The organism is Xanthobacter pseudotagetidis (assembly GCF_043194795.2).
Taxonomy (GTDB): domain Bacteria; phylum Pseudomonadota; class Alphaproteobacteria; order Rhizobiales; family Xanthobacteraceae; genus Xanthobacter; species Xanthobacter tagetidis_A.
Genome location: NZ_CM195534.1, coordinates 3331417 through 3353376, shown reverse-complemented (window position 1 = coordinate 3353376; position 21960 = coordinate 3331417). Strand labels below are relative to the sequence as shown.

17 protein-coding genes are annotated in these 21960 nt (G+C 70.9%); 9 read left to right on the top strand and 8 right to left on the bottom strand.

Annotated elements, in window-relative coordinates; genetic code table 11:
- Positions 1 to 128 precede the first annotated feature (128 nt).
- Entirely contained in the window at positions 129 to 950 is an 822-nt protein-coding gene (locus V5F67_RS15340) for a hypothetical protein (protein WP_394016939.1), read from the top strand.
- Here V5F67_RS15340 and V5F67_RS15335 read toward each other — a convergent pair.
- The 6 genes from V5F67_RS15335 to bioB form a co-directional block, all read right to left on the bottom strand.
- The gene (locus V5F67_RS15335; RefSeq protein ID WP_509210663.1) at positions 941 to 3607 is read right to left on the bottom strand and encodes an HAD-IC family P-type ATPase; all 2667 of its coding nucleotides are present in this window, start codon (positions 3605 to 3607) and stop codon (positions 941 to 943) included. The genes V5F67_RS15340 and V5F67_RS15335 overlap by 10 nt on opposite strands.
- 158 nt (positions 3608 to 3765) lie before the next feature.
- A complete protein-coding gene (locus V5F67_RS15330) occupies positions 3766 to 4749 on the bottom strand; it encodes a beta-ketoacyl-ACP synthase III (protein WP_394016940.1) in 984 nt (327 codons plus the stop codon).
- Positions 4750 to 4758: 9 nt separating this feature from the next.
- The gene (locus tag V5F67_RS15325) at positions 4759 to 6009 is read right to left on the bottom strand and encodes an adenosylmethionine--8-amino-7-oxononanoate transaminase (protein WP_394016941.1); all 1251 of its coding nucleotides are present in this window, start codon (positions 6007 to 6009) and stop codon (positions 4759 to 4761) included.
- Complete coding sequence (gene bioD, locus V5F67_RS15320) at positions 6006 to 6650, bottom strand: dethiobiotin synthase (protein WP_394016942.1); 645 nt, start codon at positions 6648 to 6650, stop codon at positions 6006 to 6008. Before bioD ends, V5F67_RS15325 begins: the two co-directional genes overlap by 4 nt.
- Positions 6647 to 7795, bottom strand: coding sequence for an 8-amino-7-oxononanoate synthase (locus V5F67_RS15315; protein WP_394016943.1), 1149 nt, complete (start codon positions 7793 to 7795; stop codon positions 6647 to 6649). Before V5F67_RS15315 ends, bioD begins: the two co-directional genes overlap by 4 nt.
- Positions 7792 to 8823 carry a biotin synthase BioB gene (gene bioB, locus V5F67_RS15310; RefSeq protein WP_394016944.1) on the bottom strand — a complete coding sequence of 344 codons (1032 nt, stop codon included), beginning with the start codon at positions 8821 to 8823 and terminating at the stop codon, positions 7792 to 7794. Before bioB ends, V5F67_RS15315 begins: the two co-directional genes overlap by 4 nt.
- A gap of 381 nt (positions 8824 to 9204) precedes the next feature.
- On the opposite strand from bioB, the gene V5F67_RS15305 reads away from it, so the two are divergent.
- The 7 genes from V5F67_RS15305 (at position 9205) to V5F67_RS15275 (ending at position 18186) form a co-directional block, all read left to right on the top strand.
- A complete protein-coding gene (locus tag V5F67_RS15305) occupies positions 9205 to 10224 on the top strand; it encodes a putative 2-aminoethylphosphonate ABC transporter substrate-binding protein (RefSeq protein WP_394016945.1) in 1020 nt (339 codons plus the stop codon).
- A gap of 159 nt (positions 10225 to 10383) precedes the next feature.
- On the top strand, positions 10384 to 11604 hold the full coding sequence (locus V5F67_RS15300) for a putative 2-aminoethylphosphonate ABC transporter ATP-binding protein (protein WP_394016946.1): 1221 nt from the start codon (positions 10384 to 10386) through the stop codon (positions 11602 to 11604).
- Positions 11597 to 13609 (top strand): putative 2-aminoethylphosphonate ABC transporter permease subunit, encoded by a 2013-nt coding sequence (locus V5F67_RS15295; RefSeq protein WP_394016947.1) that lies wholly within the window; start codon positions 11597 to 11599, stop codon positions 13607 to 13609. Before V5F67_RS15300 ends, V5F67_RS15295 begins: the two co-directional genes overlap by 8 nt.
- Complete coding sequence (locus V5F67_RS15290; protein WP_394016948.1) at positions 13606 to 14739, top strand: TIGR03364 family FAD-dependent oxidoreductase; 1134 nt, start codon at positions 13606 to 13608, stop codon at positions 14737 to 14739. The genes V5F67_RS15295 and V5F67_RS15290 overlap by 4 nt, the downstream gene beginning before the upstream one ends.
- A complete protein-coding gene (gene phnX, locus V5F67_RS15285; protein WP_394016949.1) occupies positions 14736 to 15545 on the top strand; it encodes a phosphonoacetaldehyde hydrolase in 810 nt (269 codons plus the stop codon). Before V5F67_RS15290 ends, phnX begins: the two co-directional genes overlap by 4 nt.
- Positions 15542 to 16888: a (R)-1-hydroxy-2-aminoethylphosphonate ammonia-lyase gene (pbfA, locus tag V5F67_RS15280; RefSeq protein WP_394016950.1), complete on the top strand. Its 1347-nt coding sequence runs from the start codon at positions 15542 to 15544 to the stop codon at positions 16886 to 16888. Before phnX ends, pbfA begins: the two co-directional genes overlap by 4 nt.
- Before the next feature lie 311 nt (positions 16889 to 17199).
- A complete protein-coding gene (locus tag V5F67_RS15275) occupies positions 17200 to 18186 on the top strand; it encodes a glutathione S-transferase family protein (RefSeq protein ID WP_394016951.1) in 987 nt (328 codons plus the stop codon).
- On the opposite strand, the gene V5F67_RS15270 is transcribed toward V5F67_RS15275, so the two are convergent.
- Complete coding sequence (locus V5F67_RS15270; protein ID WP_394016952.1) at positions 18174 to 19361, bottom strand: FAD-dependent monooxygenase; 1188 nt, start codon at positions 19359 to 19361, stop codon at positions 18174 to 18176. The two genes, V5F67_RS15275 and V5F67_RS15270, sit on opposite strands and share 13 nt — an antisense overlap.
- 106 nt (positions 19362 to 19467) lie before the next feature.
- Positions 19468 to 19728 carry a zinc-finger domain-containing protein gene (locus V5F67_RS15265; RefSeq protein ID WP_394016953.1) on the bottom strand — a complete coding sequence of 87 codons (261 nt, stop codon included), beginning with the start codon at positions 19726 to 19728 and terminating at the stop codon, positions 19468 to 19470.
- A gap of 397 nt (positions 19729 to 20125) precedes the next feature.
- On the opposite strand from V5F67_RS15265, the gene V5F67_RS15260 reads away from it, so the two are divergent.
- Positions 20126 to 21928, top strand: a complete 1803-nt coding sequence (locus tag V5F67_RS15260; protein WP_394016954.1) for an ABC transporter ATP-binding protein — start codon at positions 20126 to 20128, stop codon at positions 21926 to 21928.
- The last annotated feature ends 32 nt before the right edge of the window (positions 21929 to 21960 follow it).

The window sequence follows — 21960 nt, the reverse complement described above, 5'->3', positions numbered from 1 at the left end:
TTTTCTCATTCTTCCCCGGTTCACGGGTGTGGCCGGGCTGCAATGCTGCAATCGAACCCGCATCCGGGCCTCTTTCAGAGCCGGGAAAATGGGCTAAGAATCGGTGGCTGATATCGCGGGGGCAGGTCATGTCTTGGGGAATTGTCTCGTGGCGGGGGCCGCTGCTCGCCGCCGCGCTGTGGGCTTCGGCCGTGCCGGCCGGCCTGCCTGCGCGCGCCGCCGACCTCACGACGCCCCCCGCGCCGGTGGCGCCGCCCTCTGGCTGGGAGTTCCAGGCCACCCTCTATGGCTGGGCCACCAGCCTCACCGGCGACATCGGCGCGCGCGATCTGCCCGCGATCCCGGTCAATGTGAGCTTCGGCGACATCCTCGGCCACCTCGACGGCGCGGTCATGGCCGACTTCCTGGCCAAGAACGGCGACTGGACGCTGCTGGCCGACGTGTTCTGGTCGAAGCTTTCCGCCGACAAGACGCTGGGCTTCGCCGGGCCGCAGCTCGACTTCAGCCAGCGCCTGCTGGTGATGCAGGGCATTGCCGGCTACCGGCTGCCGGTGGGGCCGGACAATTTCGACCTCAGCGCCACCGCCGGCTTCCGCTATCAGCGCCTGAGCGTCGACACCACGCTCACGCCGGCAGGCATCCCCTTCGGCCTGTCCTCCTCGGACGTGAAGGACTGGCTGGATCCTGTGTTCGGCCTGATGCTCCAGTACCAGTTCAACGACCGCTGGTTCCTGAACGCGATCGGGGACGTAGGCGGCTTCGGCCTCGGCTCGAAGCTCACCTCACAGGGCTTCGTGGCGGTGGGCTACAACTGGAACAAGTCGTGGTCCACCGCCATCGGCTATCGCGCCCTCTACACCGACTACGAATCCATCACCGGCCCGCGCCAGAACTTCCGCTACAACACGACCCTTCACGGACCCATGTTCAACATCGGCTATCACTTCTGATGCCCGGTTCCTGAGCGTGGCCCTTGCCGCGCGGCCACGGCGCGGCCGGCCTCGCCGAGGAGGAGAGGCAGCAGGCTGAAGCCCAGGATCGCGGTCCACATTCCTGCGTCCGGCGGCACCAACTGCAGCACCCCGGCGACGAGCGGCACGTAGGGCGGGATCGCCAGCAGGCCGGTGCACAAAGCGAGCGCGCCCCATACCCAGCCATTGGCGGTGATCTCGTTGCGCACGAGGCCCGCGCCCGCCTGACGCATGTTGAACACATGCCACAGCTGGGCGAAGGCGAGGGTGAGGAAGCTCACCGTGACGATCCCCGTCCCGTCGAGGCGAAGGCCCCAGATGGCAAAAGCGAGAGCGCCGAAGGTCGCGAGCGTGATCGCGCCGGCGTGCAGGACGATGCCGCGCCATTGCGGCCGGCCGAGGATCGGCTCCTTGGGATCGCGTGGCGGGCGCTTCAGCACGTCGCGGTCGCCCTCGCCCAAGGCGAGCGCGAAGGCGGGAAACACGTCGGTGACGAGGTTGAGGTAGAGAATCTGCAGCGGCAGGATGGGCAAGGGCAGGGTGGAGAGCACGGCGAGGCCCACCACCAGAACCTCGCTGAGATTGCAGGCCAGCAGGAAGGCCACCAGCCGGCGGATGTTGGAGAAGATCACCCGCCCCTCGCGGATCGCCTTGACGATGGTGGGAAAGGCGTCGTCCATCAGGATCATGGCGGAGGCCTCGCGCGCCACGTCGGTGCCGCGCTTGCCCATGGCGACGCCGATGTCCGCCTGCTTCAGGGCAGGGGCGTCGTTCACCCCGTCGCCGGTCATGGCCACCACGGCCCCGGCCTTCTGCCAGGCGCGCACGAGGTCCAGCTTCTCGGAGGGACTGACGCGGGCGAACACGTCCACATCGGCAATCCTGCCTTCGCGCACCAGGCGCTCGACCTCGCGGCCCTCGGCGACGGCGATGTCCGCGCCCTCCGGCGCCAGCCCCACCTGCCGGGCGATGGCGCGGGCGGTGACCGCATGATCGCCCGTGACCATGACGACGCGGATGCCGGCGCGCCGGCAGTCGGCGATGGCGGAGGGGACATCGGGCCGGGGCGGGTCCTCCAGCCCCACGAGGCCGATGAGGGTCAGGCCCTCATAGGGCGCGGCGTCGGCCCAGGCGTCGGTGCGCGCGGCGCAGGCGATGACGCGCAGCCCCTGCGCGCCGAGCGCCTCCACCTGGTCCATCCAGCGCGTCCGCTCCTCCGGGCCGAGGCGGGCCGCGGCGCCATCCGCCAGCTCGAAGTCGCAGGCGGCGAGCACCGCCTCGGGCGCGCCCTTGACCGCGAACAGGAAGCTGTCGCCGTCGGGGTGCACGGTCGCTGCCATGCGGGTCGCGGCGTCGAAGGCGTGGGCGGCGGCCCGCGCCATGCGGGTGGGGTGATGGGCGAAGCCGGCCTGCGCTCCGAGCCGCAGCAGCGCAATCTCCATGGGGTCGCCGGTGCCCTCGCCGGTCGCGGGATCGAAGTCGGCGTCGTTGGCGAGCACGCACACCTCGACCATGCGCGCGAGCGCCGCCTCAGCGCCGGGTGGCGGCAGCGGCGCGCTCTCGGCGGGCACGTCGACGGCGCCGGCGGCGAGCACGAGCCGGCGCACCGTCATGCGGTTGCGGGTCAGGGTGCCGGTCTTGTCGGTGAGGATGATGGTGGTCGCGCCCAGCGTCTCCACGGCGGCGAGGCGCTCCACCAGGGCGTTCTGCTTTGCCATGCGCCAGATGCCGCGCGCCAGCGCCAGCGTCGCGACGATGGGCAGACCCTCCGGGATCGCCGCGACCGCCAGCGCGATGGCGGATTCCACCATCAGCAGCGGGTCCTTGCCGCGCGCGAGGCCGATGGCGGCAATGACGATGGTGAGGCCACCGACGATCCACACCAACTGACCGGACAGGCGCGCGAGGCGCTTCTCCAGCGGCGAGGATTCGGGCGTCGCCTCCTCCACCAAGGCGGTGATGCGGCCGAGCTCGGTGCCATGGCCGGTGGCGACCACGAGGCCGAGCCCGCTGCCGCGGGTAAGGGAGGTGCCCTTGAACAGCATGGAGACGCGCTCGCCCAGAAGCGCGTCGGCGGCCACCGGGGCGGGGGACTTCTCCGCCGGCACCGATTCGCCGGTGAGCGTTGACTCGTCGGCCGCGAGGTTCGAGCCCTCGACGATGCGCAGGTCGGCGGGAATTCCGTCGCCGGCCTCCAGCAGCACGAGGTCGCCGGGCACCAGGTCCTCGGCGGGCACCAGGTGCACGCGTCCCTCCCGGCGCACGCGGGCGGTGCGGGTGCCGAGGGCGCGCAGCGCCTCGATGGAGCGTGCCGCCCTGATCTCGGTCACGAAGCCGATGAGCGCATTCAGCGCCAGAACCAGGACGATGGCGCCAGCCTCGACCCATTCCCCGAACCAGGCGGCGAGCGATGCCGCGCCCGCCAGCAGGTAGACCACCGGGCTCGCGAACTGGTGCACGAGCAGCGCGAGCGCGCTCGCCTTGCGTCGGGCGACGATCGTATTCGGCCCATGTGCGGCGCGCCTGGTGAGGCATTCCGCCTGAGTCAGGCCGCGCTCGGGCGATACGTTGAACTGCGCCAGTGCATCGGCGACAGGACTGGCATGGGGCGGGACCTCGGCAGGCGAGGGGGGAATGGCGGTCGCCGAATTCGCGCGAGCTTCGGAAATACGCGCCTCCTGAGATGCGATTGGCGGAACGTGACGATTAGGACCAGCCTGTCAGCAAGCCTCCCTAAGGGAATGCGCGAGGTCAAGCCGCGGCGCGGTCCACCGTCGCACCCCGCCGCGCCGTCTCAGAAGCCGAGCACCAGTGCCCCGCCCGTGAGGCCCGCGCCGACCGCCGTGAGCAGCACCTTCTCGCCCGCGCGCGGCGGCGCGGTTTCGGCGCTGGCGGCGAGGGAGAACGGGATGGTGGCGGCGGAGGAATTGCCGAACTCGGCGATGGTGGACACGAGGCTGTCCTGTGGCAGCGCGAGATTGCGGCGCACCGCCTCGAAGATGCGGGTGTTGGCCTGGTGCGGCACGAAGCGCGTCACGTCCGCGGCGCCGATGCCCGCCTGGGCCATGGCCTTGCGGGCGCAGCCGGTCATGGTGGTGACGGCCTCGGCATAGACTGCCGCGCCGTCGGCGATCTCCATGAAGATGTCCTGCGGCGCCGTCGTCGGCGAGAACGGCTGCCGGCTGCCGCCGGCGGGGATGCGGATGAGGCCGTATTGCGCACCGTCCGAGGTGAGGTCGGCGCCGATCACGCCGGTGCCATCGCGGTCCGATGGCGCGACCACGCAGGCGCCGGCGGCGTCGGCGAACAGCACCGCGCTCACCTTGTCCATGGGATTGATGCGCCGGCTGAGCACGTTCGCCGCCACCACCAGCACCGGGCGCCCCTGGGCGCGCACGAAGCCGTCCGCCAGCGCCAGCGCGTAAAGGAAGCCGGCGCAGGCCCCCGCAAGGTCCACCGCGCCCGAGCGCGGCAGGTAGAGCCGGTGCGCCAGCAGCGGCGCGGAGGGCGGCAGCAGGTGGTCCGGCGTCGAGGTGGCGAGCAGGGTCAGCGCGATGTCGGCGCGGTCGATGCCGCTCGCCGCCAGCGCCTGCTCGGCGGCGGGCAAAGCGAGGTCGGTGAGCGCCTCGCCCTCGGCCACGTAGCGGCGCGCGCGGATGCCGGTGCGCCGCTCGATCCAGCCGGCTTCGAGGCCGAGCCGCGCCTCCAGCTCTTCGTTGGGCACCCGCCGCTCGGGCGCATGGCGGCCGAAGCCGATGACGAGGCTCGAACGGGCCATGGCGCTGCCTCAGGCCAAAGCGTCCGCCGCCGCGGCGATGGCGGCATAAGCGGGTTCGAGGTCGGCGCGTGTCGCGCAGTAAGGCGGCATCAGATAGATCGTGTTGCCGAGCGGGCGAATGAGCAGGTTCCGCTCCAGGAAGAAATCGTAGAGGCGCGGGCCGATGCCGGCGAGATAGCCCGCGTCCCGCGCCTTGAGGTCGAGCGCCGTGATGGTACCGCAGCGGCGCACGCTCTCGAAGCGCGGATCGTCGCGGAACGGGGCGATCATCTCCTCCTGGAGCGCGCAGAGCGCGTCGATGCGCGCCGTCACCGGCTCCTCGTTCCACACCTCGAGGTTCGCGAGCGCCGCGGCGCAGGCGACGGGGTTGGCGGTGTAGGAGGAGGAATGGAAGAAGGTCTTCGCCCGGTCGTCCGAATAGTGGGCCTGGAAGATCTCTTTCCGGCAGAGCGTCACGGCGAGCGGCAGCGCGCCGCCGGTGAGGCCCTTCGACATGCACAGGATGTCCGGGACGATGCCGGCCTGGTCGCAGGCGAAGCGCGTGCCGGTGCGGCCCCAGCCGGTCATCACCTCGTCGGCGATGAACAGCACGCCATGCCGGGCGCAGGTCTCGCGCATGGCCTTGAGGAGGTCCGGCCTGTACATGAGCATGCCGCCCGCGCCCAGCACCAGCGGCTCGACGATGAAGGCGGCGGGCGCTTTGGCGCAGGCGGCTTCCAGCGCGGCCAGCGTCGCCGCCTCCCGGCCGGCGGCGGGGAAGGGGATGCGCTCCACCTCGAACAGCAGCGGCGCATAGGCGGCGTTGAACACGCCGCGCTCGCCCACCGACATGGTGCCGATGGTGTCGCCGTGATAGCTCGCCTCCATCACCACGATGCGGCTGCGGGTTTCGCCCGTGTTGCGCCAGAAGCCGAGCGCCATCTTCAGCGCCACCTCGACGCTGGTGGAGCCGCTGTCGGAATAGAACACGCGCGCGAGGCCCGGCGGCGCCACCTTCAGCAGCCCTTCGGCAAGCCTTTCGGCGGGAGCGTGGGTGAAGCCCGCGAAGATGATCTGGTCGAGGCTTTCCGTGGCCTCCCGGATCGCCGCCATGATGGCCGGGTGCCGGTGGCCGTGGGTGATGACCCACCAGGAGGAGATGGCGTCGAGGATGCGCCGGCCGTCCTCGGTCACGAGGTGCGCGCCCTCGGTGCGGGCGATGGGGATCATCGCGCCCGCGAGCGCATGCTGGGTGAAGGGGTGCCAGACCGGCGAGCTCACGCCGCCCCCCTTCCGGCCACGAAATCCTCGCGCCGGAAGGCGCTCGCGAAGGCCGCGGCGAGCGTGTCCTGGGTCAGCGGATCGAGCCGCGGCAGGCGGCCGAGCACATTGACCTTTCCAAGTTCGCCGACGATGCGGGCGTTCTCCTCGTGCGCCTCGCCGATGAAGGCGACGCCCAGAACCGGAATGCCCCGCGCACGCATCGCTTCCAGCGAGAGAAGCGTGTGGTTGATGGTGCCGAGCGCGGTGCGCGCGCACAGCACCGTCGGCAGGCGCCAGCGGGCGAACACGTCGGCGAGCAGCGCCTCGGGCGTGAGCGGCACCAGCAGTCCGCCCGCCCCCTCGATAACCAGCGGGCGGGAGGTCTGCGGCGGGGTCAGCGTGGCGGGGTCGATGGTGATGCCGTCCCGCTCCGCGGCGAGGTGCGGTGAAGCGGGCAGCGCCAGCCGATGGGCCTCGGGCAGGATGCGCTCCGGCGGCAGGTCGGCGAGGCGCGCCACCGCCTCGCTGTCGGTCTCCTCGCCGAGGCCGGCCTGCACCGGCTTCCAGTAGGCGCCGTCGAGGAAGCGCGCGAGCCCGGCCGCGAACACGGTCTTGCCGATGCCGGTGTCGGTGCCGGTGACGACGATCGCCGCGCTCACGCCGCCTGCTCCCGGAGCGCGGCGCCCAGCAGGTCGAACAGGCCGTCCACGGCCGGTTGGTCGGCATTGAGGGTAAGCGAGATGCGCAGCCGCGCGGTGCCCGGCGGCACGGTCGGCGGGCGCACGCCGCGCACGTCGTAGCCGGCATGCTGGAGGAGGCCGGCGAGCGCCATGGCGCGGCCGTTGTCGCCGACGATCACCGGCAGGATCTGCGAGCCGGACGGGGCGAGGCTGCAGGTCTCGCGCAGCCGCCGGCCGGCATGGGCGACCAAAGCGGCGAGGCGCTCGCGCCGCTCCGGCTCGTCGGTCATGATGGTGAGCGCCGCCTGCGCCGCCACCGCCATCAGCGGCGAGGGCGCGGTGGCGAAGATGAAGGGCCGGCAGCGGTTGACGATGATGTCGGCGAGCACCTTCGGCAGCGTCACCAGCGCGCCGGAGCCGCCCATGGCCTTGCCGCAGGTGTGCAGCACCACCACGTTCTCGCGCCCCTCGAACCCGGCCGCGAGGCCGCGCCCGTCCGGCCCGTAGACGCCGGTGGCGTGGGCCTCGTCCACCAGCAGGAAGCCGTCCTGGCGGTCGGCGAGCGCCAGGAGGTCGGCGAGCGGCGCGCGGTCGCCGTCCATGCTGTAGAGGCTTTCCGCGGCGATCCACACCTTGCCCGTGCCGCCCGCGGCACGGAAGGCGCGGATGGCATCCTCGGCGGCGCCGGCATCGTTGTGGGCGAACAGCACCGGCTCGGCCCGGCCCGCGCGGGCGCCCTCATGGGCGCTGGCATGGATCAGGTCGTCCATCAGCAGCAGGTCGCCCTTCTGCGGCAGGGTGCCGATGACGGCGAGGTTCGCCATGTAGCCGCCGGAGAAGAACAGGGCCGCCTCGGAGCCGAAGAAGCGCGCCGCCTCCGCCTCCAGCGCCGCATGGGCGGGATCGTTGCCGCGCAGCAGGCGCGAGCCGGTGGCGCCCACCGGCACACCCGCCTCCAGGGCGGCAGCGACCGCAGCCTTGAGCCGCGGCGAGGTGGCAAGGCCGATATAGTCGTTGGAGGCGAAGTCGATCCCCGACCGGCCGGAGAGCCGGCGCAGGGAATGGCGTCGTTCGAGACCCCGCAGCATCGCCTCGTAGCGGCCGAGGCGATCCTGATCGCTCATGCCGCGTCCACCCGAGCGCCGGGCTCGTCCTCGATCCGGACCTCCACCTCCTGGGGCGTGAGGCCGAGCGTGGCGAACAGCGCCATGTCCTTGTCCTCGCCGGGATTCTCGGCGGTGAGCAGGGTGTCGCCCACGAAGATGGAATTGGCGCCGGCGAAGAAGCACAGCGCCTGCATCTCGTCGCTCATCTGGGTGCGGCCGGCGGACAGGCGCACGTGGGAGGCCGGCATGAGGATGCGGGCCAGCGCGATGGTGCGCACGAACTCGATCGGCGAGACCGGATCGGCGCCGGCGAGCGGCGTGCCGGGGATGGGCATGAGCTGGTTGATCGGCACGCTCTCCGGCGGCGCGTCGAGGTTCGCCAGCGTCACCAGCATGTCGACCCGATCGCGCGCGGTCTCGCCCATGCCGAGGATGCCGCCGCAGCACACCTTGATGCCGGCGTCGCGCACATTGGCGAGGGTGTCCAGCCGGTCGGCGAAGGTGCGGGTGGAGATGACCTTGGAATAATGGGCTTCCGAGGTGTCGATGTTGTGGTTGTAGTAGTCGAGGCCGGCCGCGGCGAGCCGGTGCGCCTGGCCCGGCTCCAGCATGCCGAGCGTCATGCAGGTTTCCATGCCGAGCGCGCGCACGCCCTCCACCATGGCCACGAGCGTGTCCATGTCGCGTTCCTTGGGGGAGCGCCAGGCGGCGCCCATGCAATAGCGGGTGGCGCCGGCGTCCTTCGCCTTCTGCGCCTCGCCGAGCACGCGCTCCACCTCCATGAGCTTGGAGGCCTTGAGGTCGGTGCCGTGATGGGCCGACTGGCTGCAATAGCCGCAATCCTCCGCGCAGCCGCCGGTCTTGATGGAGATGAGGCGGCTCATCTGCACCTCGTTCGGATCGAAGTTGGCGCGGTGCACGCTCTGGGCGCGGAACAGCAGGTCGCTGAAGGGGGCCTTGTAGAGGGCGAGGGCCTCGTCCGTGGTCCAGACCTTGCGCTTGCTGGTGTCGTGGACGGTGGCGTTCGACCGAGCCTGAGGCGTCATCGGCCCTCCCTTTCGTATTGCTGTTGCTTCGCTGGTTCCTTGATAGCCCCTCGCTGCCGCGACCGCCAGCGTCCGCACAGGCCCGTGGGCGCACCCGCATCGACACCCGCTCGCGGGCCTTCCGGAGCATGGCGGATGGCAAGCCACAATAGTTTGTTTTTAAACAGGTATTCTTCCCATGGTCTGCCGCGGCCCGCGTCTTCAACCCGTCACACGAACGTCGCCTGCGCGGTGCTAGATGCGCGCCAGGGGCGGGTCTTCGCAAGAGTTGTCGCTTGGCCGCCGCACGCGCGGCGGACGCCGGCCATCCGCATGCTGAGGACGCGTTCGCCCGCAACGGGCCGACCCATGTCGGCAGGCCAACCCAAGACGGGGGATAAGATGACGCGCATGACGACCCTGGCCGCCGCTGCGGCCCTCCTCGGCCTGGCCGGCGCCGCCAACGCGGGCGAGATCACGGTCTACACCGCCCTCGAGGCCGACCTGCTGCCGGCCTACAAGGCGTCGTTCGAGGCGAAGTATCCCGGCACGACGATCCGGTGGGTGCGCGATTCAACCGGCATCATCACCGCCAAGCTTCTGGCGGAGAAGAACAATCCCCAGGCCGACGTGGTGCTCGGCACAGCCGCGACCTCGCTGCTGCTGCTGGACGCCGAAGGCATGCTCGCGCCCTACGCGCCGGAAGGCATGAAGAAGATCGAGGCCCGCTTCCTCGACAAGAATACCCCGCCGGCCTGGGTGGGCACCAATGCCTGGGCCGCCGCGCTGTGCGTCAACACGGTGGAGATGGAGAAGCGCAAGCTGCCGATCCCGGCGAGCTGGGCCGACCTCACCAAGCCGGAATACAAGGGCCTGATCGTGATGCCGAACCCGGCCTCCTCCGGCACCGGCTTCCTCGACGTATCGAGCTGGCTGCAGATGTTCGGCGACGAGAAGGGCTGGGCCTTCATGGACGCCCTGGACAAGAACATCGCCACCTACACCCACTCGGGCTCCAAGCCCTGCTCGCTCGCCGCCTCCGGCGAGTATCCCATCGGCATCTCGTTCGAGTTCCGCGCCGCCCGCCTCATCAACCAGGGCGCCCCGCTGGTGGCGGTGATCCCGGCGGAGGGCATCGGCTGGGACATGGAGGCCTCGGCCATCATCAAGGGCACCGACAACGAGGCGGATGCCAAGAAGCTGATGGACTGGGCGGTCTCCGACGAGGCCATGAAGATCTACGCCAAGAACTACGCCATCCTCGCCAATGCGGCGCTCGAAGAGCCGATCAAGAACCTGCCGGCGGACCTGAAGGCGAAGCTGATCGACAACAAGTTCGACTGGGCCGCCGCCAACCGCGCCCAGATCCTCCAGGAGTGGCAGCGCCGCTACGACGCCAAGTCCGAGCCCAAAAAGGGCTGAACTGGAGCCCAGGGCCGAGGCGGATCGGAGCGCCGTGCTCCGACCCGCCGAGGCCTCCCAACGCCATTGCACCCCCCGGGCAAGCCGGGGACGACGCGGCAAAGGGTCGGCGCCGCGAGCCTGGCGTGCCCCGGACAGAGCAGCGCGAAAGGGGCACCCATGAGCCAGCACACCGTGGACCTGTCCGGACTGGCGCCGCATCTGCCGGGAGCGGCCGCAGCCGATCCGAACGACGCCGTCGCCCGCGGCCTCGCCGCATCGGCGCCGCGCCCGGCCTATCTGGTGGTGAACGACGTTTCCAAGCGCTTCGGCGACTTCACGGCGCTGAAGAACGTCTCGCTTGATGTGCGCGAGGGCGAGTTCGTGTGCTTCCTCGGGCCGTCCGGCTGCGGCAAGACCACGCTGCTGCGCGCCATCGCCGGGCTCGACATCCAGAATTCCGGCACCATCCACCAGGCCGGCCGGGACATCTCGGCGCTGCCGCCGGAGGAGCGCGACTTCGGCATCGTGTTCCAGTCCTACGCGCTGTTCCCGAACCTCAGCGTGCGCCAGAACATCGCCTTCGGCCTGGAGAATCGCGGCCTCAAGCGCGCCGACGTCGCCGCGCGGGTGGACGAGCTCCTCCATCTCATCGACCTCGCCGCCCACGGCCACAAATATCCCTCCCAGATCTCCGGCGGCCAGCAGCAGCGCGTGGCGCTCGCCCGTGCGCTGGCACCGAGCCCGGGCCTGATCCTGCTCGACGAGCCGCTCTCCGCGCTCGACGCCAAGGTGCGCCTCCATCTGCGCGCCGAGCTGAAGCAGCTCCAGGCGCGGCTCGGCGTCACCACGGTGATGGTCACCCACGACCAGGACGAGGCGCTGTCCATCGCCGACCGCATCGTCGTCATGAACATGGGCGTGGTGGAGCAGGTGGGCACGCCGCAGGAGGTCTATGACGCCCCCGCGAGCCAGTTCGTCGCCGACTTCATCGGCGCCATGAACTTCGTCGAGGGCGTCATGCTCAATCCCGACGAGGTGATGGTGGGCGACCTCACCTTGGTGCTGCGCCGTCAGGCGGGCGCCCATGCGGCGGGGGAGCGGGTGGTGGTGGCGATCCGGCCGGAGGACGTGCGCATCCTCGGCGCCGACGCCCATGCGGAATGGGAGCATGTGAACCGCGTCGCCGTGGAGGTGGGCGCGGTGGAATTCCTCGGTTCCCACATCCGCGCCAGCCTGCTGCATCCCGCCTTCCCGGCGAAGCCGCTGGTGGCGCAGCTTTCCCAGACCGTCGCCCGGGCGCTGCAGATGGTGCCGGGCCGGCGGCTCGACGTGGTGCTGCCGACCGAGCGCCTCAGGGTGTTCGAGGCGCTGAGGCCGCACGGCGGCCACCATGGCTGACGTCGCCATCGGCGCGCGCGCCGCCCCGACGATCCGCCGCAAGGCCGGTCGCGACGACAGGCTGATGCTCGCCTTCGTGCTGATGATCGGCGCCTATCTCGTGGTGAGCCTGGCGCTGCCGCTCGGCTTCATGCTGTGGAAATCCGCCGAGGTGCGCGCCTTCGCCTACGGCGCGGCGGAACTGCAGGTGGACGTGGGGCAGGGGCCGGTGGCGCTCGGCACGCTCGACCAGGCGGCCGCGCGCCTCGGCCTCCTTCCGCCCGTGGAGCAGGCCCGGCGCTCGGCCTCGCTCACGGCGGCGCAGCTGTTTCCCGACGGCCGCTTCGAGGGCCGGCCGCTGACGGCGGTGCGCATGCGCCTGTCCGGCGGCGCCTCCGATGGGGTGCTGGAGTTCGGCGGCAAGGCTGCGGCTTCGGGCGAATGGGTGGAAGCGGGCCCGCGCGAGCTGCGCCGCCTCGTGCTGCGGGCGGGAAGCATCCGCTCGTTCGGCAACTACATCGCCTATTTCAGCAATCCCGCGCTTACGCGGTCCATCGGCAACAGCCTCGTCGTGGCGCTCTCCACCACCGTGGTCACGGTGCTGCTCGCCTTCGGCTTCGCCTATGCGCTGCAGCGCACCTGCATGCCGCTGAAAGGGCTGTTCCGCACCATTGCCGTGGTGCCTATCCTGGTGCCCTCGCTGCTCGCCGGTCTGTCGCTGGTCTATCTGTTCGGCAACCAGGGGCTCCTCAAGGGCCTGATGATGGGCTCTTCCATCTACGGCGCGCCGGGCATCGTCGCGGGCTGCGTGTTCTTCACCTTCCCCCACGCCTTCCTCATCATCGCCACCGCGCTCGCCATCTCCGACGCGCGGCTGTTCGAGGCGGCGCGGGCGCTGCGCACATCTCCGACCCGCACCTTCTTCAACGTGACGCTGCCGGGCGCGCGCTACGGCATCATCTCCGCCGCCTTTGTGGTGTTCACCCTCACCATCACGGAGTTCGGCGTGCCGAAGGTGGTGGGCGGCGAGTACAACGTGCTCGCGGTGGACATCTACAAGCAGGTGGTGGGCCAGCAGAACTTCGCCATGGGCGCCGTGGTCTCGGTGATCCTGCTGGTGCCGGCGGTGATCGCTTTCTTCGTCGACCGCATGGTGACGGCGCGGCAGGTGGCGCTGCTGACCGCCCGCGCGGTGCCCTACACGCCGTCGCGCAATGTCGGGCTCGACGCCGCCGCGTTCCTGTTCTGCTGCGGGATCGCCGGGCTTCTGCTGCTGGTGCTGGGAGTGGCGCAGTATGCGTCGCTGGTGAAGTTCTGGCCCTACAATCTCAGCCTCACCTTCGCGCACTTCGCGTTCGAGGGTGTCGACGGCGGCGGCTGGGAATCCTACTTCAACTCCCTGCGCATGGCCTTCTACGTGGCGGTGATCGGCACCGCGGTGGTGTTCGTGGGCGCCTATCTGGTCGAGAAGGGCAGGGGCTTCGTGGCCGCCCGCGCGGGCCTGCACTTCCTCGCCATGATGCCCATGGCGATCCCGGGCCTGGTGCTGGGCCTCGCCTACATCTTCTTCTTCAACGATCCGGCGAACCCGCTGAACGTCATCTACGGCACCATGGCGATCCTGGTGATCTCCTCCATCACCCACTTCTACACGGTCTCGCACCTCACGGCGCTGACCGCGCTGAAGGCCATGGACAAGGAGTTCGAGGCGGTGGCGGCCTCGCTGAAGCAGCCGGTGACGCGCATGTTCACCCGCGTGACGCTGCCGATCTGCCTGCCCACCGGGCTCGACATCGCCGCCTATTACTTCGTGAACGCCATGACCACGGTCTCGGCGGTGGTGTTCCTCTATGCCCCGTCCACCACGCTCGCGGCCGTGGCGGCGCTGAACATGGACGACGCCGGCCAGATCCAGGCCGCCGCGGCCATGTGCATGCTGATCTTCTACACCAACCTCGGAGCGCGTATCGTGCACGCCCTCCTTTCGCGCGGTCTCGCGCGCACCCAGGCCTGGCGCATCCGATGAGCACCACGTTCGACCTCGCGGTGGTGGGTGCCGGCATCGTCGGCCTCGCCCACGCGCTCTCGGGCCTCAGGCGCGGCCTTTCCGTGGTGGTGATCGACCGCGAGGCCGAGGCGGTGGGCGCCTCGGTGCGCAATTTCGGCTTCGTCACCGTCACCGGCCAGCAGCGCGGGGAATGCTGGCGCCGCGCCATGCGCTCGCGCGACATCTGGGAGGAGGTGGCCCCCGAGGCCGGCATCCGCGTCGAGCAGCAGGGGCTGCTCGTGGTGGCCCGGCGGCCCGAGGCCATGGCGGTGCTGGAGGCGTTCCGCCTCACCGAGATGGGCGAGGACTGCCACCTGCTCACCGCCGAGGAGGCCATGCGCTCCTACGGCGCCGCGCTCGCCGACCGGCCGTTCGCCGGCGCGCTCTACAGCCCGCACGAGCGGCGGGTGGAGAGCCGGCAGGCGGTGCCGCTCCTCGCCGCATGGCTGGAGGAGAAGGGCGTCTCGTTCCGCCGCCGCTCGCTGGTGAAGGCGTTGGAAGGGGGCCTCGTCTCCACCACCGACGGCGACATCCGCGCCCGGCACATCGTCGTGTGCCCCGGCGACGATCTGCTCACCCTCTACCCCGAGGTGATCGCCGCCCTCGGCATCACCCGCTGCCGGCTGCACATGCTGAAGGTCATGCCGCCGGACGGCTTCCGGCTGCCCTGCGCGGTGATGAGCGACCTCTCGCTGGTGCGCTATCTCGGCTATTCCGAGCTGCCGGAGGCCGGCGCGCTCGCCGCCCGCCTTAGGGCCGAGCAGCCGGAGGCGCTCGCGAACGGCGTGCACTTGATCGCCGTGCAGGGGGCGGACGGCGGGCTGATCGTCGGCGACAGCCACCATTACGGATTCTCGCCCTCGCCGTTCTCGCGCGAGGCGGTGGACGACATCATCCTGCGCGAGATGAGCGAGGTGCTCGCCGTGCCCGGCGCCCGCGTCGCGGAGCGCTGGAGCGGCACCTATGCCTCGCTGCCCGACCGGCTGATGGTGCGCGAGGCGCCGGCCAACGGCGTCCGCCTGGTCATCGTCACCTCCGGCACCGGGGCGTCCACCGCCTTCGCCATCGCCGAGGAGACGCTGGACGAATTTTCGGGAGGGCAAGCATGACATACGAGAACATCGCCGCGGTCGTCTTCGACTGGGCCGGCACCATGATCGATCACGGCTCGAAGGCGCCCATGGGCGTGTTCCAGCGCGCCTTCGCGCAGTTCGGCATCGATCTGTCGGTGGCGGAGGCGCGCGGCCCCATGGGCATGGCGAAGCGCGACCACATCGCCGCGTTGATGGCGCTGCCGCGCGTCGCCGCCGCCTGGGCGGAGAAGCACGGCCACGCGCCGGGCGAACAGGACATCGACAAGGTCTACGAGGTGTTCGTGCCCATGAACGTCGCGGTGGCGGCGGACTATGCGGACCTCATCGAGGGCGTCGCGGGCGTGGTCGGCCGGCTCAAGGCGGCGGGCCTCAAGATCGGCTCCACAACCGGCTACACCCGCGAGATCATGGCCCCGATCCTGCCGCTCGCCGCGGCGCAGGGCTACGCGCCCGACAGCATGGTGTGCGCCGGCGACCTCTCGGCCGGGCGGCCGACGCCGCTGATGCTCTACAAGACCCTGGTCGAGCTCGGGGTGTGGCCGGCGTCGCGGGTGGTGAAGGTGGACGACACCGAGGTCGGGATCGCCGAAGGCCTGAACGCCGGCTGCTGGACCGTTGGCATCGCGCTGACCGGCAACCTGTTCGGCCTCGACCCGGCCGAGACCGAGGCGCTCTCGCCGGAAGAGTTCGAGGCGCGCCGCGCCGCCGCCTATGCCGCGCTGGTGCGCTCCGGCGCCCACTTCGTCATCGACAGCGTCGCCGATCTCGAGGAGGTGCTGGATGAGATCGAGGGGGCGCTGGCGCGCGGCGAGCAGCCTTGAGCGCCGAAGGCGGCGCCAGTGAGGGCGACGTCAACACCTCGCCGCTGCGCGCCACCTGGGACGCCCGCCATGGGGAGGAAACCCGCGCGCTGTTGGCGCGCGATGCCGACGTTTTCCTGCATCAGTCGCTCTCCACGCCGTGCCTCGATGCCATCGTCGGCGCCGAGGGCGTCCATCTGGTCACGGCGGACGGCCGGCGCATCCTCGATTTTCACGGCAACAGCGTGCACCAGCTCGGCCATGGCCATCCGGCCGTGGTCGCCGCCATCCGCGCGCAGATGGAGACGCTGCCGTTCTGCCCGCGCCGCTTCACCTGCGAGGCGGCGGTGGCGTTCGCCGAGAAGCTGGTCGAGCTCGCCGGCCCGCCGTTCGGCAAGGTGCTGCTCGTGCCCTCGGGCTCGGCCGCCATCGGCGTGGCGCTGAAGCTCGCCCGGCACGCCACCGGGCGGCACAAGACGCTGTCCATGTGGGACGCCTTCCACGGCGCCAATCTCGACGCCGTCTCGGTGGGCGGGGAGGCGCTGTTCCGCAAGGATGCCGGCCCGCTGCTCCCGGGCACCGAGCACGTGCCGCCGCCCGGCCTCGCCCGGCGCTTCTTCGGTGACGACGACAAGGCGACCGACCGGCTCGCGGACTATATCGACTACGTGCTGGAGGTTCAGGGCGACGTCGCCGCGCTGATCGCCGAGCCGGTGCGCTGGACCACCGTGGAGCCGCCGCCCGCCGGCTTCTGGGCCAGGGTGCGCGAAAGCTGCACCCGCCACGGCGCGCTGCTGGTGTTCGACGAGATCCCGTCCGCGCTCGGGCGCTGCGGTTCGTTCTACGTGTTCGAGCAGATGGGCTGCGTGCCGGACATGGTGGCGCTCGGCAAGGGCCTCGGCGGGGGCATCGTGCCCCAGGCGGCACTGGTGGTGCGGACCGATCTAGACGTGGCGCCGCATTTGGCGCTCGGCCACTACACCCACGAGAAGAGCCCGCTCGGCAGCGCCGCCGGCCTCGCCGCCGTCCGCGCGATCGAGGAGGAGGGCCTCATCGCCCGCGCCCGCGCGCTGGGGAAGATGGGCGGCGCGGCGCTGGAGGCCATGGCGGCCCGACGCCCGGAGATCGCGGCGGTGCGCCGCATGGGCGCCTTCTTCGGCGTCGAGCTGCACGCATACGGCGGCATCGCCGCCGAGGCGCGGGCCGACCGCGTGATGTATGCGGCGCTGGAGCGGGGGCTGAGCTTCAAGGTGGGCGGCGGCAAGGTGCTGACCCTGTGCCCGCCGCTGACCATCTCGGACGGGGATTTCGCGCAGGCCCTGGAAATCCTGGAGACGGCGCTCGGGACGGCGGTCGCCAGCTAGGCCGATCCAGGGTCGCACAAGGCCAGCCGGCGGCCCGGTGGATGCCCCGGACGAGCCGGGGCATGACGGTGGTGGAGACGACGTGGCGCGATGAGGTTTCTCGTGTCGTCATCTCCTCTCGCACCCCGTCATCGCCCGGCTCGTCCGGGCGATCCACCCTGCGGCCGGGCGCGCCGTTGGCCTGATCGCCCATCCGGTTGCATCGGCGCAAGGCTGCTTTTCCAGGTGTCGCCGCGCATTGCATTCAAGGCCGCATGGCGCCATCTCTCCACCATCGGCGCCGCTCCCGCGCTGCATGGAAAGGACATCCCATGGGCCTGCTCGTCGACGGCGTCTGGCGTGACCAGTGGTACGACACCAAGTCCACCGGCGGCCGGTTCGAGCGCCAGGCCTCGCGCTTCCGCAACTTCGTCACCGCCGACGGCGCGCCCGGCGCCACGGGCGCGGGCGGCTTCCCGGCCGAGGCGGGGCGCTATCATCTTTATGTCTCGCTCGCCTGCCCCTGGGCGCACCGCACCCTGATCGTGCGCGCGCTGAAGGGGCTGGAGGACGCGATTTCCGTGAGCGTGGTGGAACCCTTCATGGGTGCGGATGGCTGGATCTTTGCCGCGCCGGACCCGATTCTCGGCAAGACGCGCCTCTATGAAGTCTATGCCGCCGCCGATCCGGCCTATTCCGGCCGCGTGACCGTGCCGGTGCTGTGGGACAAGGCGCGCGCGACCATCGTCAGCAACGAATCCGCCGAGATCATCCGCATGCTCAATTCCGCCTTCGCGGCGGTGACGGACGTGACCATCGACCTTTATCCCGCGCCGCTGCGGACCGAGATCGATGCCGTGAACGACGTTGTCTATCCGGACGTGAACAACGGCGTCTACCGCGCCGGCTTCGCCACCACGCAGACGGCCTATGAGGAGGCGGTGGGCCAGCTGTTCCGCCGGCTGGACTGGCTGGAGGAGCGCCTGTCACGCCAGCCCTACCTTGCCGGCGACGTGCTCACCGAGGCGGACATCCGGCTGTTCACCACTCTGGTCCGGTTCGACGCGGTCTATGTGGGCCACTTCAAGTGCAACATCCGCCGCATCGCCGACTATCCGGCGCTGTCCAGCTACCTGCGCGCGCTCTACCAGCTGCCGCAGGTGCGGCCCACGGTGAGCTTCACCCACATCAAGCGGCACTATTACGAGAGCCACAAGACCATCAACCCGACCGGCATCGTGCCGGTCGGCCCCGCGCTCGATCTCGACGCCCCGCACGATCGCGCCCCGGTCGCGTTCGCGGAAGCTCAGGCCCCGTAGATCCAGCCGTAGCGCTTGAGCAGGCTGTCGCCGCCGGAGCGGCGCAGGACTAGGTCGCGCGCCATGCGGGGCGGGCCGGAGAGGTGGTAGACGATGCCGTTGCGCCGGGCCGCGCCCTGGATCATGGCGGTGCGGTCGTGCCGGGACGCCTCGTAGGCGCGCAAGGCGGCCTCGGCCTGCGTCTCGCGGGCAAGGGCGCCGGCGAGGGCCGCGGCGTCCTCGATCGCCTGGGCCGCGCCCTGGGCGAGAAAGGGGAGCATGGCATGCGCCGCATCGCCCAGCAGCGTCACCCGACCCTCGCCCCAGCGCGCCAGCGGGTCGATGTCGTAAAGGCCCCAGCACAGGAAGTGGCCGGCCCGCGCCAGCAGGCGGCGCAGCTCGGGGTTCCAGCCCTCGAAGGCGGCGTGGACATAGGCGGCATCGCCCGGCGCGCTCCAGCGCGTGACCGGCCGCTCCTCCCTGACGATGGCGACGAGGTTCAGCGCCTTGCCGCCGCGCACCGGATAGACCACCACATGGGCGTTCTTGCCGAGGTGGAGATGAACCTCGGCAGGGTGGCCGTCCGGCATCTCGATGGTGGCGCGATAGGCGACGCGGCGGGCGAACACCGGCGGCGCGGAAAAACCGAGATGGGAGCGCACGGCCGAGCGCACGCCGTCGGCGCCGATGAGCACGTCCGCGCCGTGGGCGACGAGCTGCTCGCCCTGGCCCCCCACCGCCCGCACGCCCGAGGCCGTGCGCTCGATGCTGCGCAGGTCGACGCCCAGCGCCACCGCCGCGCCCGCCTCCTGCGCCGCCTCGGCGAGCGCCTCCTGCAGGTCGGCGCGGTGGATCACCAGGAACGGCGCGCCCCAGCGCCGCGCGGCGGGGGCATAGTTGGAGCGCGAGAGCGTCGTGCCGGAGCGCCCGTCGCGCACCAGCAGCGCGCGCGGCGCCACCGCCACCTTCTCGATCCGCTCCAGCACGCCGAGGTCGCGCAGGATGCGGGTGGCATTGGGCGAGAGCTGGAGGCCGGCGCCCACCTCCTTCAGCTTGCGCGCCTGCTCCAGCACCTGGACGGCGATCCCGGCCCGCCGCAGCGCCAGGGCGCAGGCCAGGCCGCCGATGCCGCCGCCGACGATGACGGCGCTGCGGGCCGCAAGGGGCCGGCGGGGCTGGAAGGGAATGACGGCCATGTCGGTGCCGGCTTCGTCCATGCCGGCGTGGAGGCCGGCCTCGTCACTTGCGGTCTCGTCACTTGCGGCCTCGGCGCGGGCCGGAGCGTGGGAAGGAGACCCCGGCTCAGGCCGCGGCGCTTGCTGCGTCCTCGTCATGCCACACGCATCCCTCGGGCTTCGCCTCGCCGGCCGCGAGGGCGGAATTGTAGCGGTAGAGGGTGGAGCAGTAGGGGCACACGATCTCGGTGTCGTCGCCGAGGTCGCAATAGATGTGCGGATGGTCGAAGGGCGGCTTCGCACCGATGCACATGAATTCCTTGCTGCCCACCTCGATGACGGTGACGCCGAGGTCGTTGCAGAAGTGAGGAATGTCCGCGTGCGCCATGGTTCCGCCAGAGCCTCTCCTAAAAAGCGCCGCGACCTTACCCCCACATGCGCCGCCATGAAAGGCCCGCGCGCCGCGTCACTTCGGCGTCGCGCGAAGCGGGGAGGGCGAGGCCCTTGCCCGTATCCCTGGCCAAGGGCACAATGAACTGCCGCCACGACAGCAAGAGGAGGGGCGATCCATGAATGAACGCATGTCCGCCTGCGGCGCCCTCCGTTCGAGCGCTCACGGCTAGCTGAGCCGCTCCGCGGTCCCCGCCGGCGCTTTCCGCCCGGCCCGACGGCCTTCAGCCAAATCCCGCCAGGACCGCACGTCCGCACGCGGCGTCTGCGCCGCGCATATCCTCGTCTTTCGAAGGCCGGCCCTTCGCGCGCCTCGCGCGGCCGGAAAACACGTCATGTCGCTCTACCGCACCCATAAGCGCGGGGTTCCCACCCGTGCCGTCTTCGCCTTCCTCTGGCGCCACTGGCGCCGCCGCCCGGCGCTGATCGGCGCGACGGGACTGACCGTGCTGGTCTCGACGCTCGCGGAGGTGTTCGTCCCGGTCTATGCCGGCCGCCTCGTGGAGGCGGTGGCATCCGGTGGCGACCGGTCGGCGGCCTATGCCGCGGCCATGGACGCCTTCCTCGCCATGCTGGCGCTCGGCGCGGTGATGGTGGTGGCGCGCCACCTCTCCTTCGTCGCGCTGGTACGCCTCACCCTGCGGATGATGTCCGACATCGCGTCGGAGGCGTTCGCGCGGGTGCAGCGCTTCTCGGCGGACTGGCACGCCAGCACCTTCGCCGGCTCCACCGTGCGCAAGATCTCGCGCGGGATGTGGTCGCTCGATCTGCTCGACGACACGCTGCTGGTGGCGCTGCTGCCGTCGGTGGTGGCGCTCGTGGGCTCCGCGATCCTGCTCGGCTGGCACTGGCCGGTCATGGGCCTCGCCGTGGCGCTCGGCGCGGCGGGATTCGTGGCGCTCACCGTCGTCCTGTCGCTGAACTATGTGGCGCCGGCGGCGCGGCTCTCCAACGCCTGGGACACCCGCGTGGGCGGCGTGCTCGCGGATGCGGTGAGCTGCAATGCGGTGGTGAAGGGCTTCGGTGCCGAGGCCCGGGAGGAGGCGCGCCTCGATCGCGTGCTCGGCAAGTGGAACGTCCGCACCCAGCGCACCTGGATGGCCGGCACCTGGGCCGGAACGGCGCAGCTCGTGGCACTGCTGGGCCTGAGGGCGGTCATCGTCGGCATGGCGCTGTGGCTCTGGTGGGAGGGCCGTGCGGGCGCGGGCGATGTCGCCTATGTGCTCACCACCTATTTCGTGGTGCATTCCTACCTGCGCGACATCGGCATGCATGTGCACAACCTTCAGCGCTCGGTGAACGACCTGGAGGAGCTGGTGGAGATCCACCAGAAGGGCCCGGCCGTCGCCGACCGGCCGGGAGCCGCGCCGGTGAAGGTCGCGGACGGGCGGATCGCGTTCGAGAACGTGACCTTCCACTATGGCGGCCACGACACCCCCCTCTACCGCGATCTTTCCCTCGTCATCGAGGGCGGCGAGCGGGTGGGGCTGGTCGGCCATTCCGGCTCCGGCAAGTCCACCTTCGTGAAGCTGATCCAGCGGCTCCACGACGTGACCGAGGGCCGCGTGAGCGTGGACGGACAGGACGTGCGCGAGGTGACGCAGGGCTCGCTCCGGCGCGCCATCGCGGTGGTGCAGCAGGAGCCGATCCTGTTCCACCGCTCGCTGGCGGAAAACATCGCCTATGGCCGGCCGGGCGCCTCCTTCGCGGAAATCCGCCGGGCGGCCGAACTCGCCAACGCCTCGGGCTTCATCGAGCGGCTACCGCGCGGCTACGGCACGCTGGTGGGCGAGCGCGGCGTGAAGCTTTCCGGCGGCGAGCGCCAGCGCGTCGCCATCGCGCGGGCGTTCCTGGCGAACGCGCCGATCCTGATCCTGGACGAGGCCACGTCCAGCCTGGATTCGGAGTCCGAGGCACTGATCCAGGAGGCCATGGAGCGCCTGATGGTGGGACGGACCACGCTGGTCGTCGCCCACCGTCTCTCCACGGTGCGGTCGCTCGACCGGCTGCTGGTGTTCGACAAGGGCCGGATCGTGGAGGAGGGCGACCACGATGCCTTGGTGGCGAAGGAGGGCGGCCTCTACCGCCGCCTGTTCGAGCGCCAGGCGCTGGAGCTCATGCGCGGCCTTGCCGCGTGAGGTCGTTGCCCGCGGGGGGGCCGCGGGCAACG